15 protein-coding genes are annotated in these 13,622 nt (G+C 66.7%); 14 read left to right on the plus strand and 1 reads right to left on the minus strand.

What is annotated here, in order from left to right; genetic code table 11:
• Positions 1-91 precede the first annotated feature (91 nt).
• The 6 genes from ACSQ9E_RS30550 (at position 92) to ACSQ9E_RS30575 (ending at position 5,740) form a co-directional block, all read left to right on the plus strand.
• A complete protein-coding gene (locus ACSQ9E_RS30550) occupies positions 92-1,276 on the plus strand; it encodes an ABC transporter substrate-binding protein (protein WP_436219994.1) in 1,185 nt (394 codons plus the stop codon).
• A gap of 171 nt (positions 1,277-1,447) precedes the next feature.
• Positions 1,448-2,320: a branched-chain amino acid ABC transporter permease gene (locus ACSQ9E_RS30555; protein ID WP_305744455.1), complete on the plus strand. Its 873-nt coding sequence runs from the start codon at positions 1,448-1,450 to the stop codon at positions 2,318-2,320.
• Complete coding sequence (locus ACSQ9E_RS30560) at positions 2,320-3,288, plus strand: branched-chain amino acid ABC transporter permease (protein WP_436219995.1); 969 nt, start codon at positions 2,320-2,322, stop codon at positions 3,286-3,288. The genes ACSQ9E_RS30555 and ACSQ9E_RS30560 overlap by 1 nt, the downstream gene beginning before the upstream one ends.
• The gene (locus ACSQ9E_RS30565) at positions 3,285-4,067 is read left to right on the plus strand and encodes an ABC transporter ATP-binding protein (RefSeq protein ID WP_436219996.1); all 783 of its coding nucleotides are present in this window, start codon (positions 3,285-3,287) and stop codon (positions 4,065-4,067) included. Before ACSQ9E_RS30560 ends, ACSQ9E_RS30565 begins: the two co-directional genes overlap by 4 nt.
• The gene (locus ACSQ9E_RS30570) at positions 4,060-4,785 is read left to right on the plus strand and encodes an ABC transporter ATP-binding protein (RefSeq protein WP_436219997.1); all 726 of its coding nucleotides are present in this window, start codon (positions 4,060-4,062) and stop codon (positions 4,783-4,785) included. The genes ACSQ9E_RS30565 and ACSQ9E_RS30570 overlap by 8 nt, the downstream gene beginning before the upstream one ends.
• 28 nt (positions 4,786-4,813) lie before the next feature.
• Positions 4,814-5,740: a DUF1932 domain-containing protein gene (locus ACSQ9E_RS30575; protein WP_436219998.1), complete on the plus strand. Its 927-nt coding sequence runs from the start codon at positions 4,814-4,816 to the stop codon at positions 5,738-5,740.
• Here the strand turns inward: ACSQ9E_RS30575 and ACSQ9E_RS30580 are convergent.
• Positions 5,725-6,657, minus strand: coding sequence for a LysR substrate-binding domain-containing protein (locus ACSQ9E_RS30580; protein ID WP_436176043.1), 933 nt, complete (start codon positions 6,655-6,657; stop codon positions 5,725-5,727). The two genes, ACSQ9E_RS30575 and ACSQ9E_RS30580, sit on opposite strands and share 16 nt — an antisense overlap.
• Before the next feature lie 173 nt (positions 6,658-6,830).
• Between ACSQ9E_RS30580 and ACSQ9E_RS30585 the strand changes: the two genes are divergently transcribed.
• The 8 genes from ACSQ9E_RS30585 (at position 6,831) to ACSQ9E_RS30620 (ending at position 13,561) form a co-directional block, all read left to right on the plus strand.
• Positions 6,831-7,490, plus strand: a complete 660-nt coding sequence (locus ACSQ9E_RS30585) for a substrate-binding domain-containing protein (protein ID WP_436219999.1) — start codon at positions 6,831-6,833, stop codon at positions 7,488-7,490.
• A gap of 33 nt (positions 7,491-7,523) precedes the next feature.
• A complete protein-coding gene (locus ACSQ9E_RS30590) occupies positions 7,524-8,558 on the plus strand; it encodes an amidohydrolase family protein (protein ID WP_436220000.1) in 1,035 nt (344 codons plus the stop codon).
• A 1-nt stretch (position 8,559) separates the two neighbouring features.
• Complete coding sequence (gene ligK, locus ACSQ9E_RS30595) at positions 8,560-9,243, plus strand: 4-carboxy-4-hydroxy-2-oxoadipate aldolase/oxaloacetate decarboxylase (RefSeq protein WP_428003174.1); 684 nt, start codon at positions 8,560-8,562, stop codon at positions 9,241-9,243.
• A 101-nt stretch (positions 9,244-9,344) separates the two neighbouring features.
• Positions 9,345-10,343, plus strand: a complete 999-nt coding sequence (locus ACSQ9E_RS30600) for a Bug family tripartite tricarboxylate transporter substrate binding protein (protein ID WP_057267211.1) — start codon at positions 9,345-9,347, stop codon at positions 10,341-10,343.
• A gap of 19 nt (positions 10,344-10,362) precedes the next feature.
• Entirely contained in the window at positions 10,363-11,286 is a 924-nt protein-coding gene (locus ACSQ9E_RS30605) for an amidohydrolase family protein (protein WP_057200725.1), read from the plus strand.
• Positions 11,287-11,290: 4 nt separating this feature from the next.
• The gene (gene ligA / locus ACSQ9E_RS30610; RefSeq protein WP_057200726.1) at positions 11,291-11,731 is read left to right on the plus strand and encodes a protocatechuate 4,5-dioxygenase subunit alpha; all 441 of its coding nucleotides are present in this window, start codon (positions 11,291-11,293) and stop codon (positions 11,729-11,731) included.
• Positions 11,732-11,733: 2 nt separating this feature from the next.
• Positions 11,734-12,600 (plus strand): class III extradiol dioxygenase subunit beta, encoded by an 867-nt coding sequence (locus ACSQ9E_RS30615; RefSeq protein WP_057267213.1) that lies wholly within the window; start codon positions 11,734-11,736, stop codon positions 12,598-12,600.
• Between the two features lies 1 nt (position 12,601).
• Positions 12,602-13,561, plus strand: a complete 960-nt coding sequence (locus tag ACSQ9E_RS30620; RefSeq protein WP_057200728.1) for a Gfo/Idh/MocA family oxidoreductase — start codon at positions 12,602-12,604, stop codon at positions 13,559-13,561.
• The last annotated feature ends 61 nt before the right edge of the window (positions 13,562-13,622 follow it).

Genomic DNA, 13,622 nt, shown 5'->3' on the forward strand with positions numbered 1-13,622 from the left:
TTGTGCGTTGCCCTTCGCCGTACCAGACTCCGGCCAGCACTCGCTGTATACAACGACATTCACAACGACATTCCACAGGAGACATAGCACCATGCACAAACGCCACCTTCTGCGCGCCTCGGCCGCTGCCGCCCTGACCCTGGTCGGCGGCCTGGCGGCCCTGCCGGCCGCAGCCCAGGACAACGTCTTCAAGATCGGCCTGGTTCTGCCCATGACGGGGCAGCAGGCGACCACCGGCCGCCAGATCGAGGCAGCCGCGCGCCTGTACATGGCCCAGAACGGTGACACGGTCGGTGGCAAGAAGGTGCAGCTGATCGTCAAGGACGACACCAGCCTGCCCGACGTGACGCGCCGCCTGGCCCAGGAGCTGGTGGTGAACGACAAGGTCAATGTGCTCGCCGGCATGGGCATCACACCTTCGGCCATGGCCACGGCGCCGCTGGCCACGCAGGCCAAGACCCCGCTGGTGGTGATGGCTGCGGCCACCTCGAGCATCACGGAAGCATCGCCCTACGTGGTGCGGACCAGCTTCACCTTGCCCCAGGTGTCGGTGGCCCTGGCCGACTGGGCGCCCAAGAATGGCATCAAGAAGGTCGTGACGCTGGTCAGCGACTACGGCCCGGGCATCGACGCCGAGAAATTCTTCAACCAGCGTTTGAGCTTCAATGGCGGCCAGGTCACCGAGGCACTGCGCGTGCCGCTGCGCAACCCCGACTTCGCCCCCTTCCTGCAGAAGGTGCGCGATGCCAAGCCCGATGCGCTGTTCGTCTTCGTGCCTTCGGGCGCAGGCGCTGCGGTGATGAAGCAGTTCCTGGAGCGCGGCATGGACAAGGCCGGCATCAAGCTCATCGCCACTGGCGACGTGACCGATGACGACCAGCTCAACGACATGGGCGACGGCGCGCTGGGCGTGGTCACCTCGCACCACTACTCGGCCGCACACCCCTCGCCGCTGAACAAGAAATTCGTGGAAGCCTTCGAGAAGGCCAACAAGGGCCTGCGCCCCAACTTCATGGCCGTGGGCGGCTACGACGGCATGCGCGTGATCTACGAAGCGCTCAAGACCACCAAGGGCGCGGGCGGCGGCGACGCCCTGCTGGCCGCCATGAAGGGCCAGGTCTTCGAGAGCCCGCGCGGCCCGGTGTTCATCGACGCGCAGACCCGTGACATCGTGCAGAACGTGTACCTGCGCAAGGTGGAGCGCGTCAACGGCCAGCTCTACAACGTGGAGTTCGACGTGATCAAGGACGTGAAAGATCCCGGCAAGACGAAATAGGTAACCCCCTGAGTCGCTTCGCGCCATCCCCCTACAGGGGGACGTCACCCCTGGCCTGGCGAAGCCAGTTCCACGGTGGCGCTGGCGTCGGGCACGCCAGTATCGAAGATGGGTGTTCCTCTGGCCAGCGGACGGCGCCGTGCCCGTGCTGTGTTCTATTGAAGTGATTGCATGCTGACCATTCTTTTCGACGGCGTTGCCTACGGCATGCTGCTGTTCATCCTGGCGGTGGGGCTGGCCGTGACCATGGGGCTGATGAACTTCATCAACCTCGCGCACGGGGCCTTTGCCATGGCCGGCGGCTACATCACCGTGCTGCTGATGCAGCGGCTGAACGTGCCCTTTCTGTGGTGCCTGCCGCTGGCCTTCGTGGGCACGGCGCTGCTGGGGGCGGTGCTCGAGCGCACGCTGTACCGCCCGCTGTACCACAAGGCCCATCTGGACCAGGTGCTGTTCTCCATCGGCCTGGTGTTCATGGCCGTGGCCACGGTGGACTATTTCGTGGGTTCCACGGGCCAGATCATCCAGCTACCCGCCTGGCTCAAGGGCCGCACGGAGCTGGGCAGCGGGGCCTTCATGCTGGGCATGGGGCACTACCGGCTGTTCATCATCGCGGTGTGCGCGGCCCTTACCGTCGGCCTGCAGTACGTGCTCACGCGCACGCGCTTTGGCAGCCGGCTGCGCGCCTCGGTGGATGACCAGCGCGTGGCCGCCGGCATGGGCATCAACGTGAACATCGTGTTCCTGTCCACCTTCGCCTTCGGCTCGGGCCTGGCGGGCCTGGGCGGTGCGCTCGGGGCCGAGGTGCTGGGGCTGGACCCGAGCTTTCCGCTCAAGTTCATGATCTACTTCCTGATCGTCGTGGCGGTGGGTGGCACCTCCTCCATCACCGGGCCCCTGCTGGCCGCGCTGCTGCTCGGCATTGCCGACGTGGCGGGCAAGTACTACATCCCCAAGCTCGGAGCCTTCATCGTCTACAGCCTCATGATCCTGATCCTGATCTGGCGGCCCCAGGGCCTGTTCGTGCGCAAGGGGGGCAAGTGATGGATGCATCGTCCACCAACGTCCTGCTGCGCAGCCGCCGCATGCGGCCCTGGGAGCCTGTGTTGTGGCTGCTGGCCTTTGCCGCGCCGCTGGCGCTGCCCGGCCATGCGCTCATCATCAACGAGATCGCCATCGTGGCGCTGTTCGCCCTCTCGCTGGACCTGATCCTGGGCTACACCGGCATCGTCTCGCTCGGCCATGCGGCCTTCTTCGGCATGGGCGGTTACGCGGCCGCGCTGTTCGCCAAGCACGTGATGCCCGACCCGCTGGTCGGCCTGGCGGTGGGCATCGCTGCTGCCACGTTGCTGGGCGCGGTGGCCTCGTTCACCGTCATGCGCGGCACCGATCTCACGCGCCTCATGGTCACGCTGGGCGTGGGCCTGATCATGCTGGAGCTGGCCAACAAGCTCGACTGGCTGACCGGCGGTGCCGACGGGCTGCAGGGCGTGGTCATGGGCCCGGTGCTTGGCAAGTTCGAGTTCGACCTGTTCGGGCGCACGGCGGCCTGGTACTCGATGAGCGTGCTGCTGGTGCTGTTCCTGCTCGCGCGGCGCGTAGTGCAGTCGCCTTTTGGTGCCACGCTCAAGGCCATCCGCGACAACCGGCTGCGCGCCATGGCCATCGGCATCCCGGTGACGGCCAAGCTGGCGCAGGTCTACACGCTGGCGGCCGCACTTGCGGGGGCGGCGGGTGCCCTGCTCACGCAGACCACGGGCTTTGCCTCGCTGGACCTGTTCGAATTCCACCGCTCGGCCGACGTGATGTTGATCCTGGTGATCGGCGGCGTGGGCTGGCTCTATGGCGGCGTGGTCGGTGCCATCGGCTTCAAGCTGCTGCAGGATGTGATCTCGGCCGTGACGCCACAGTACTGGACCTTCTGGATCGGCCTGTTCCTGGTGGTGCTGGTGCTGGTGGGGCGCGATCGCCTGATCCGCCCCTGGACCTGGTTCGGAGGGCGCAAGGCATGAACACCACCACCGTCAACGACGCGCCAGTGGTGCTGGCCGCGCAGGGCCTGGTCAAGCGCTTCGGCGGCATCACCGCGACCAACAACGTCACGCTGAACCTGCGCCAGGGCGCACGCCATGCGCTGATCGGCCCCAACGGCGCGGGCAAGACCACGCTGATCAACCTGCTCACGGGCGTGCTGGAGCCCACCGAGGGTTCCATCGTGCTCGAAGGCCGGGACATCACGCGCCTGGCACCGCACCAGCGCGTGCAGCGCGGCATGGTGCGCACCTTCCAGATCAACCAGTTGTTCGACTCGCTCACGCCGCTGGAGACGCTGGCGCTCACGGTCTCGCAGCAGCGCGGCTTTGGCGGCAAGTGGTGGCAGCCGCTGGGTGCGCAGCGCGCGGTGAACGAGCGCTGCGAGCAGTTGCTGGAGCAATTCCACCTGACGGCGGTGATGGCCGAGCCGACGAAGGTGCTGGCCTACGGCAAGCGCCGCCTGCTGGAGATCGCCATCGCCCTGGCCTGCGAGCCGCGCGTGCTGCTGCTCGACGAGCCCGTGGCCGGCGTGCCGGCCGGGGAACGCGAAGAGCTGCTGCAGACCGTGGCGGCGCTGCCCGCCGATGTCTCGGTGCTGTTGATTGAACACGATATGGATCTGGTTTTCAGCTTTGCCAACCGCATGACGGTGCTGGTCAACGGCACCGTGCTCACCGAGGGGGACCCCGACACCATCGCCAACGACCCGCAGGTCAAGGCGGTGTACTTGGGCCATGGAGAAGACGCGCATGTCTGAGCTGCTGAAGATCGAGGGCCTGAGCGCTGGCTACGGCGAAGCCGTGGTGCTGCAGGGCGTGTCCCTGTCGTTGGCCGAGGGCGAGACCCTGGCCTTGTTGGGCCGCAATGGCACCGGCAAGACCACGCTGATCAACACCCTGGCAGGCGCCACACGCCAGCATGCGGGCACGGTGGCACTGGGCGCCGTGGCGCTGCACCGCCTGCCCTCGCATGAACGCGCAGCCGCCGGCATCGGCTGGGTGCCGCAGGAGCGCAACATCTTCAAGTCGCTCACCGTGCACGAGAACCTGACCGCCGTGGCGCGGCCCGGCCGCAAGGGCGCTGCGGCGGCCCCGTGGACCCCGGACAAGGTGTACGCCATGTTCCCGCGCCTGGCCGAGCGCAAGACCAACCTGGGCACGCAGCTGTCGGGTGGCGAGCAGCAGATGCTGGCCGTGGGCCGGGCACTGGTGCTCAACCCGCGCCTGCTGTTGCTCGACGAGCCGCTGGAGGGACTGGCCCCGATCATCGTGGAAGAGTTGCTGCGCGCCATTCGCCGCATCACGCGCGAGGAGGGGTTGTCGGCCATCATCGTCGAGCAGCACCCGCAAGCCATCCTGGCGATCTCGGACCATGCCGCCGTGCTCGACCGGGGCACGGTGGTGCACACCGGCACTGCGGCGGATCTGAGTGCGCAGCCCGAGCTGCTGGACCGGCTGCTGGGTGTGGCCCGGTAGCCAGCGATCCCCACCACCGAGGCTCACCATGGACCTGCAGCACATCGGCCTGATCGGCTATGGCGAAGTCGGCAAGACCTTTGCCCTGGGGCTGCAGTCGCAGCCCGGCGTGGCCGATGTCGGGGCGTGGGACCTGAAGTTCGCGCAGGCTGCCACGCGCGATGCCGAGCGGGCGCATGCCGCGCAGCACGGGGTCACGGCCCATGCTTCGGTGCAAGCGCTGTGCTTGGCCAGCGACCTGATCATCTCGGCCGTCACCGCATCGCACACGCTGGAGGTGGCGCAGCAAGCAGTTGCCCACTTGCGCCCTGGCACCGTGTTCCTGGACCTCAATTCGGCCTCGCCCGGCACCAAGCAGCAGGCCGCCGCGCTGATCGAGGCGCGCGGCGCGCACTATGTGGAGGCGGGTGTCATGACCTCGGTGCCGCCCTATGGCATCCGCGTGCCCATGCTGCTGGGTGGTGCACAGGCCCAGGCGCTGGCCGCCGTGCTGCAGGCCTGGGGCATGGATGCCAAGCCGGTCAGCGAACAGCTGGGCGTGGCCAGCGCCATCAAAATGTGCCGCAGCGTGATGATCAAGGGGCTCGAAGCCCTGGTGATCGAAAGCTATGCCACCGCTCGGCAGTACGGTGTGGAGGCACATGTGCTGCCCACGCTGGCCGAGACCTTTCCCTCCATCGACTGGAAAAGGCAGGGCAGTTACTTCTTCAGCCGCGTGGTGCAGCACGGCCAGCGCCGCTCCGAAGAAATGCACGAGGCCGCGCGCACCGTGCGCGAGGCCGGCGTGGAGCCGTTGATGGCCAGCGCCATTGCGCACAAGCAGTCGGCGGTGGCGGCCATGGCGCGCGAGGGCGTGTTCGCGGGCCTGCCCAAGGATGCGCCCTGGCAGGACTATGCCGACCGGTTGCTGGCGCACCTGGATGCTGCACCGAAGAGGGATCAGGGCGCCTTGTAGATCGTCTGCAGCGTGCTGCGGATCAGCTCCGCCATGGCCTGCTGGGTCAGCGTGGCCGGGCGCTGCGAACTCACAGCCATCGACAGCTTGCTGCGCAGCCGCGGCTCGCCCGCCTGGCCGATGGGCCGGGTGCCGAACACCTCGGGCTTGCCCGAGGTGGTGACCGCATTCATGGGCAGCACCGCGCTGCCCGCGCCATCGGCCACCAGGTCCAGGATGGCGGCCACGCCGTCGATCTCCAGGCTGATCTGCGGGCGCAGGCCCAAGGCCGCCAATTCCGACTCCACCAGCATGCGGATGGAGTTGGGCCGGGTGGGGATCACCAGCGCAAAGCGCGTGAGCTCCTCCAGCCCGATGGGCTGCCGTGCCTGGGCGTCGGTTTCGGTGTCGCTTTGCCCCACGGGGCGGCGCTGCACGAGGAACAGGTCTTCCTCCAGCAAGGGCGTGATCTCGATGCCCGGCGAAGCGGGCGTGTTGTAGAGCAGAGCGATGTCCAGCAACCCCGTGGTCAGCGATTCGCGCATGGCCACCGTCAGGCCTTCGCTGATGGCCAGGGCCGCATCGGGCATCTGCACGCGAAAGGCGCGGGTGAGCGGCACCGTGAGCACCTTGGCCATGGTCGGCGGCAGGCCGATGGCCACGCGCCCGGCCAGCGCGCCCCGCACACGCCCAAGCTCCTCGCGGGCCCTTTCTACCTGGTGCAGGATGCCGCGCCCGTGCTCCAGCAGCAGCTTGCCGGCCTCGGTCGGTATGGCCCCGCGGCCATTGCGCACCAGCAGGTTCTGGCGCAGCTCCACCTCCAGCAGACGCACCTGGCGGCTCAGGGCCGGCTGGGCGATGTCCAGCACCACCGAGGCGCGGGTGAAACTGCCCAGTTCGGCCACGCGCACAAAGTACTCGATCTGCTTGAGGTCCATGGGGTGTGCTCTCCGCTATTTGCAATAGCTCCAATTCAACAATAGAAGAATGATATATCTGGTAGTGCCCGTGCCGGCTTTATGTCGGGCCCGGCACTGCCCACAATCGGCGGCATGTATACAGCGACTGCCACCTCCCCATGAGTGCGCCCACCCTTCGTGGAATCTCCTCCATGGCCACGCGCCAGGTGCTGGCCGAACTGCTGGCCGCCTACGAGCAGCAGACCGGCCAGCGCGCGGTCATCGAAGCCGTGGGCGGCGTGGACGCCGCCAAGCGCGTGCAGGCCGGCGAGGCCTTCGATGTGGTGGTGCTGGCCTCCGACGCCATCGACAAGCTCATTGCCGCAGGCACCATCGATGCCGCGAGCAAGACCGACTGGGTGCGTTCCGGCGTGGCCGTGGCCGTGCGCGCCGGTGCAGTGCTGCCCGACATCGGCTCTGAAGACGCGGTGCGCAGCGCCGTGCTGGCCGCACGCAGCATCAGCTACTCCACCGGCCCGAGCGGCGTGGCGCTGGCCAGGCTGTTCGAGCGCTGGGGCATTGCAGACGAGGTGGCCGGCCGCATGGTGCAGGCGCCGCCCGGGGTGCCCGTGGGCTCGCTGGTGGCGCGTGGCGACGTGGAACTCGGCTTCCAGCAACTGAGCGAACTGCTGAACGTGGAGGGTATCACCGTGGTGGGCCCGCTGCCGCCGGCCATCCAGATCACCACCATCTTCTCGTCGGGCGTGGGCACTGCCAGCAAGCAACCCGTGGCTGCAAAGGCGCTGCTCGACTTTTTGGCCTCCTCGGCTGCCACCGAGGCCAAGCAACGCCAGGGCATGGACCCCGCCTGATCCCGCATACCAAGATCCAAGGAGCACAAAGCAATGAGCCTCATCATCGACTGCCATGGCCACTACACCACGGCACCCAAGGCGCTGGAGAACTGGCGCAACCAGCAGATCGCCGGCATCAAGGACCCGGCCGCCATGCCCAAGGTGGCGGACCTCGTGATCAGCGACGACGAACTGCGCGAATCCATCGAGACCAACCAGCTGCGCCTGATGAAGGAGCGCGGCAGCGACATCACCCTGTTCTCGCCGCGCGCGAGCTTCATGGCCCACCACATCGGTGACTTCAACGTCTCCAGCACCTGGGCGGCCATCTGCAACGAGCTGTGCCACCGCGTCTCCACGCTGTTTCCCGAGCATTTCGTGCCTGTGGCCATGCTGCCGCAAAGCCCCGGCGTGGACCCCGCGACCTGCATCCCCGAGCTCGAAAAGTGCGTCAAGGAATACGGTGCCGTGGGCATCAACCTGAACCCCGATCCCTCCGGTGGCCACTGGACCAGTCCGCCGCTGACCGACCGCCACTGGTACCCCATCTACGAAAAGATGGTGGAGTACGACCTGCCCGCCATGATCCACGTGAGCACCAGCTGCAATGCGTGCTTCCACACCACGGGCGCGCACTACCTGAACGCCGACACCACGGCCTTCATGCAGTGCATCCAGGGCGACCTGTTCAAGGACTTCCCCACGCTCAAGTTCCTGATCCCGCATGGCGGCGGTGCCGTGCCCTACCACTGGGGCCGCTTCCGGGGCCTGGCGCAGGAGATGAAGAAGCCCCTGCTCGAAGACCACCTGCTGAACAACGTCTTCTTCGACACCTGCGTGTACCACCAGCCTGGCATCGACCTGCTCAACACCGTGATCCCGGTGAAGAACGTGCTCTTCGCCTCGGAAATGATCGGCGCCGTGCGCGGCATCGACCCCACCACCGGCAACTACTACGACGACACCAAGCGCTACATCGAGGCCAGCAAGATCCTGAGCGGCGACGACAAGCACCAGATCTACGAAGGCAACGTGCGCCGCGTGTTCTCCCGACTCGATTCACGCCTGAAGGCAAAGGGGCTCTGACATGTACGAACTAGGCGTTGTCCACCGCAACATCACCCGCGCAGACCGCGCAGCCGCCGACGGCCTGGCAGCACTGGGTTCGGCCACGGTACACGAGGCCATGGGCCGCGTGGGCCTGCTCAAGCCCTATATGCGCCCCATCTACCCCGGCCAGCAGGTGTCTGGTACGGCGGTCACCGTGCTGCTGCAGCCCGGCGACAACTGGATGATGCACGTAGCTGCCGAGCAGATCCAGCCCGGCGACGTGGTGGTGGCGGCCGTCACCTCGGAATGCACCGATGGCTACTTCGGCGACCTGCTGGCCACCTCGTTCCAGTCGCGCGGTGCGCGGGCGCTCATCATCGACGCCGGCGTGCGGGACGTGAAGACGCTGCAGGAGATGAACTTTCCGGTCTGGAGCCGCGCCATATCGAGCAAGGGCACCATCAAGGCCACGCTGGGCTCGGTCAACATCCCCGTGGTCTGCGCCGGCATGTGGGTCACGCCCGGCGACGTGATCGTTGCCGACGACGATGGCGTGGTCTGCGTGCCTGCCGCACGCGCCGTGGAAACGCTCGAAGCCGCGCAAAAGCGCGAGAGCTTCGAGGGCGAAAAGCGCGCCAAGCTCGCCTCGGGCGTGCTCGGCCTGGACATGTACAACATGCGCCCCGGGCTTGAGAAGGCCGGGCTCAGGTACATCGACTGACCGCCACCACGCGGTAACCGCTCCAGTGACGTCTGCCGTGTGGCGGATGTCGCACCGCTGCGCACGGCGCAGCACCTGTTTTGATATTGACGAGACCTACCATGCGCCTTCTTTCCTCTTCCCTCTCCCGCCGCGCCGCCTTGGCCCTGGGTGTGGCCGCCGCTGCCGGCCTGGCGCCGCAATTGGCTGCGGCCCAGCAGTTCCCCACCAAGCCCGTGCGCATCATCACGCCCTTCCCGGTGGGCGGCGGCCCGGACGGCGTGGCCCGCCTCGTGGCCGAGAAGCTCGGCCGCGCATGGAACCAGCCCGTGGTGGTCGAGAACCGCCCCGGCGGCAACGGCTTCATCGCCATCGACGCCTTCAAGCGCGGCGCAAAGGACGGGCATGACCTGATCGTGCTGGACAACGTGCACCTGGCCGCCTACCCCAGCCTGTTCAAGAAGCTGCCCTACGACCCGGTGAAGGACTTCGACGCGCTGCTGCCGCTGTTCAAGACCTACTTCTTCTTCACCGTGGCCGGCGACAGCAAGTACAAGAACGTGGGCGACCTGATTGCCGACGCCAAGGCCCACCCGGGCAAGCTCAACTACGGCTCCTGGTCGGTGGGCAACCCGGTGCACCTGGGCTCCGAGCTGTTCGAGAGCGCCACCGGCACGCAGATGGAGCACGTGATCTACAAGGAGACCACGCAGCTTTACACCGGCGTCTCCACCAATGAGCTGGCCTTTGCCCTGGGCAGCGCCGCCACGGCCGGGCCGCTGCAGCGCGCTGGCAAGCTGCGCTTCCTGGCCGTCGCCGCACCCCAGCGTGTGACGAGCTTCCCCGACGTGCCCACGGTGGGCGAGTCGGGCGGGCCCAAGGGCTTCGAGGTCACGGGGTGGAACACGATCGCCGTGCCGCCCGGCCTGCCCGCAGCAGTGACCGACAAGATCCGCAAGGACATCGAGCAGGCGCTGACCGGCGCAGACGTGCAGGAGAAGTTCAAGAGCTTTGGCTACGAGCAGTTCCCGACCACGCGTGCGCAGTTCACGCAGTTCGTCAAGGACGAGAGCCAGCGCTTTGGCGAGGTGATCAAGAAGGCCAACGTCTCGCTGGACTGAACCACAAGGAGTACACCGCATGAGTGAATTCACCAAGACCCCTGGCTGGCTCGACTGGTACGCCGGCCCGAGCAAGCCCCGCTTCCAGGTGCCCGCAGGCGCCGTGGATGCGCACTGCCACGTGTTCGGCCCCGGTGCCGAGTTCCCCTACGCGCCCGAGCGCAAGTACACGCCCTGCGATGCCAGCAAGGCGCAGCTCTATGCACTGCGCGACCACCTGGGCTTTGCGCGCAACGTGGTGGTGCAGGCCACCTGCCACGGTGCGGACAACCGCGCCATGGTCGATGCGCTGGTGCAATCGGGCGGCAAGGCGCGCGGCGTGGCCACCGTGCGCCGCTCGGTGACCGATGAAGAACTGCAGGCCATGCACGACGCCGGCGTGCGCGGCGTGCGCTTCAACTTCGTCAAGCGCCTGGTGGATTTCACGCCCAAGGACGAGCTCATGGAGATCGCCGCGCGCATCCACCAACTGGGCTGGCACGTGGTGATCTACTTCGAGGCCGTGGACCTGCCCGAGCTGTGGGACTTCTTCACGCAGCTGCCCACCACCGTGGTGGTGGACCACATGGGCCGCCCCGACGTGACCAAGCCCGTGGACGGGCCCGAGTTCGAGCTGTTCCTGAAGTTCATGCGCCAGCATCCCAACGTGTGGAGCAAGGTCAGTTGCCCCGAGCGCTTGAGCGTGGCCGGCCCCAAGGCCCTCGATGGCGAGCAGGCCGCCTACCGCGACGTGGTGCCGTTCGCGCGCCGCGTGGTCGAGGAGTTCCCTGACCGCGTGCTCTGGGGCACCGACTGGCCGCACCCCAACCTCAAGGACCACATGCCCGACGATGGTTTGCTGGTGGATTTCATTCCCCACATCGCGGTCACGCCACAATTGCAGCGCAAACTCCTTGTCGATAATCCCATGCGCCTCTACTGGCCTGAGGAAGTGAAAGGCTGAAGCCATGTCCCTCGACAAACCTTACCTGGACGTGCCCGGCACGACCATCTTCGACGCAGAGCAAAGCCGAAAAGGTTACTGGCTCAACCAGTTCTGCATGAGCCTGATGAAGGCCGACAACCGCGCCCGCTTCAAGGCTGGCGAGCGTGCCTACCTCGACGAGTGGGCGATGACCGAAGAGCAGAAGCTGGCCGTGCTGGCGCGCGACCTCAACTGGTGCATCCGCCTGGGCGGCAACATCTACTTCCTGGCGAAGATTGGCGCGACCGATGGCAAGAGCTTCCAGCAGATGGCCGGCTCCATGACCGGCATGACCGAAGACGAATACCGCAACATGATGATCGGCGGCGGCCGCTCGGCGCAGGGCAACCGCGTGGTCGGCGAAGACGGCGATGCCCAGGCGCACCGCCAGCCGCAGGGTGCTGCGGGAAAGAAAGGAAACTGAACATGGCGCGTATCACCGCCTCCGTCTTCACCTCGCACGTGCCCGCCATCGGCGCCGCGCTCGACCTGGGCAAGACGCAAGAGGACTACTGGAAGCCGCTGTTTGCCGGCTATGACTTCTCCAAGCAATGGATGAAGGACAACAAGCCCGACGTCGTCTTCCTGGTCTACAACGACCATGCCACGGCCTTCAGCCTGGAGATGATCCCGACCTTCGCCATCGGCACGGCGGCCGAGTACCTGCCGGCCGACGAAGGCTGGGGCCCGCGCCCCGTGCCCAAGGTCATCGGCCACCCGGACTTGGCTTCGCACATCGCGCAGTCGGTGATTCAGCAGGACTTCGACCTCACCATCGTCAACCGCATGGACGTGGACCACGGCCTCACGGTGCCGCTGTCGCTGATGTGCGGCCAGCCCGATCCCGTGGCCGGTGCCTGGCCGTGCCCGGTGATACCGTTCGCGGTCAACGTGGTGCAGTACCCCGTGCCCAGCGGCCGGCGCTGCTACAACCTGGGCCAGGCGATCCGCAAGGCCGTGGAGAGCTACGACGAGGACCTCAACGTGCACATCTGGGGCACGGGCGGCATGAGCCACCAGCTGCAGGGCCCGCGCGCCGGCCTGATCAACAAGGACTTCGACAACGCCTTCCTCGACAAACTCATCAACGACCCCGAGGCCGCCGCCAGCATTCCGCACATCGACTACGTGCGCGAGGCGGGCAGCGAGGGCATCGAGCTCGTGATGTGGCTCATCGCGCGCGGCGCCATGGCCGACGTGGCCGGCGGCAAGCCGCCCAGGCTCGTGCACCGCTTCTACCATGTGCCCGCATCCAACACGGCCGTGGGCCACCTGATCCTGGAGAATTCCTGACATGACTACGAACAAGACCATCAAGGTCGCCCTGGCGGGCGCTGGTGCCTTCGGCATCAAGCACCTGGACGGCATCAAGAACATCGACGGTGTCGAAGTCGTCTCGCTGATCAGCCGCGACCTCGACAAGACCAGGGAAGTGGCGGCCAGGTACGGCATTGGCCATGTCACCACCGACCTGGCCGAAAGCCTGGCCCTGCCCGAGGTGGACGCCGTGATCCTGTGCACGCCCACGCAGATGCATGCCGAGCAGAGCATCGCCTGCATGAAGGCCGGCAAGCACGTGCAGGTGGAGATCCCCCTGGCCGACAGCCTCAAGGGTGCGCAGGAAGTCGTGGCGCTGCAGAAAGAGACCGGCCTGGTGGCCATGTGCGGCCACACGCGCCGCTTCAATCCCAGCCACCAGTACGTGCACAAGAAGATCCAGGCCGGCGAGTTCAACATCCAGCAGATGGATGTGCAGACCTACTTCTTTCGCCGCACCAACACCAATGCGCTGGGCCAGGCGCGCAGCTGGACGGACCACCTGCTGTGGCACCATGCAGCGCACACCGTGGACCTGTTCGCCTACCAGGCCAATAGCCCTATCGTGAAAGCCAACGCCGTGCAAGGCCCGATCCACCCCGTGCTGGGCATTGCCATGGACATGAGCATCCAGCTCAAGGCTGCCAATGGCGCCATCTGCACGCTGTCGCTCTCGTTCAACAACGATGGCCCGCTGGGCACCTACTTCCGCTACATCGGCGACACCGCGACCTACCTGGCGCGCTACGACGACCTGTACAACGGCAAGGACGAGAAGATCGACGTGAGCCACGTCGACGTGTCGATGAACGGCATCGAGCTGCAGGACCGCGAGTTCTTTGCCGCCATCCGCGAAGGCCGCGAGCCCAACTCCAGCGTGGCCAGCGTGCTGGCCTGCTACCAGGTGCTGCACGACCTGGAGCAGCAGCTTCAGTAAGATCCGCCTGCAGACACCCACAGCCCGCCCGCAGATGGAACGCTGCGGGCGTTTTTCATGG

Origin of the sequence: Acidovorax sp. LjRoot118 (assembly GCF_964253575.1) — a bacterium.
GTDB lineage: Bacteria > Pseudomonadota > Gammaproteobacteria > Burkholderiales > Burkholderiaceae_C > Acidovorax.

What these genes read in the sequence shown, in the direction of transcription:
- ACSQ9E_RS30585 (WP_436219999.1), top strand. Translation starts at nt 6,831, where the DNA reads ATGGCCACGCGCCAGGTGCTGGCCGAACTGCTGGCCGCCTACGAGCAG.
- ACSQ9E_RS30560 (WP_436219995.1), top strand. Translation starts at nt 2,320, where the DNA reads ATGGATGCATCGTCCACCAACGTCCTGCTGCGCAGCCGCCGCATGCGG.
- ACSQ9E_RS30605 (WP_057200725.1), top strand. Translation starts at nt 10,363, where the DNA reads ATGAGTGAATTCACCAAGACCCCTGGCTGGCTCGACTGGTACGCCGGC.
- ACSQ9E_RS30600 (WP_057267211.1), top strand. Translation starts at nt 9,345, where the DNA reads ATGCGCCTTCTTTCCTCTTCCCTCTCCCGCCGCGCCGCCTTGGCCCTG.
- ACSQ9E_RS30555 (WP_305744455.1), top strand. Translation starts at nt 1,448, where the DNA reads ATGCTGACCATTCTTTTCGACGGCGTTGCCTACGGCATGCTGCTGTTC.
- ACSQ9E_RS30570 (WP_436219997.1), top strand. Translation starts at nt 4,060, where the DNA reads ATGTCTGAGCTGCTGAAGATCGAGGGCCTGAGCGCTGGCTACGGCGAA.
- ligA (WP_057200726.1), top strand. Translation starts at nt 11,291, where the DNA reads ATGTCCCTCGACAAACCTTACCTGGACGTGCCCGGCACGACCATCTTC.
- ACSQ9E_RS30620 (WP_057200728.1), top strand. Translation starts at nt 12,602, where the DNA reads ATGACTACGAACAAGACCATCAAGGTCGCCCTGGCGGGCGCTGGTGCC.
- ACSQ9E_RS30550 (WP_436219994.1), top strand. Translation starts at nt 92, where the DNA reads ATGCACAAACGCCACCTTCTGCGCGCCTCGGCCGCTGCCGCCCTGACC.
- ACSQ9E_RS30615 (WP_057267213.1), top strand. Translation starts at nt 11,734, where the DNA reads ATGGCGCGTATCACCGCCTCCGTCTTCACCTCGCACGTGCCCGCCATC.
- ACSQ9E_RS30590 (WP_436220000.1), top strand. Translation starts at nt 7,524, where the DNA reads ATGAGCCTCATCATCGACTGCCATGGCCACTACACCACGGCACCCAAG.
- ACSQ9E_RS30565 (WP_436219996.1), top strand. Translation starts at nt 3,285, where the DNA reads ATGAACACCACCACCGTCAACGACGCGCCAGTGGTGCTGGCCGCGCAG.
- ACSQ9E_RS30575 (WP_436219998.1), top strand. Translation starts at nt 4,814, where the DNA reads ATGGACCTGCAGCACATCGGCCTGATCGGCTATGGCGAAGTCGGCAAG.
- ligK (WP_428003174.1), top strand. Translation starts at nt 8,560, where the DNA reads ATGTACGAACTAGGCGTTGTCCACCGCAACATCACCCGCGCAGACCGC.
- ACSQ9E_RS30580 (WP_436176043.1), bottom strand. Translation starts at nt 6,657, where the DNA reads ATGGACCTCAAGCAGATCGAGTACTTTGTGCGCGTGGCCGAACTGGGC.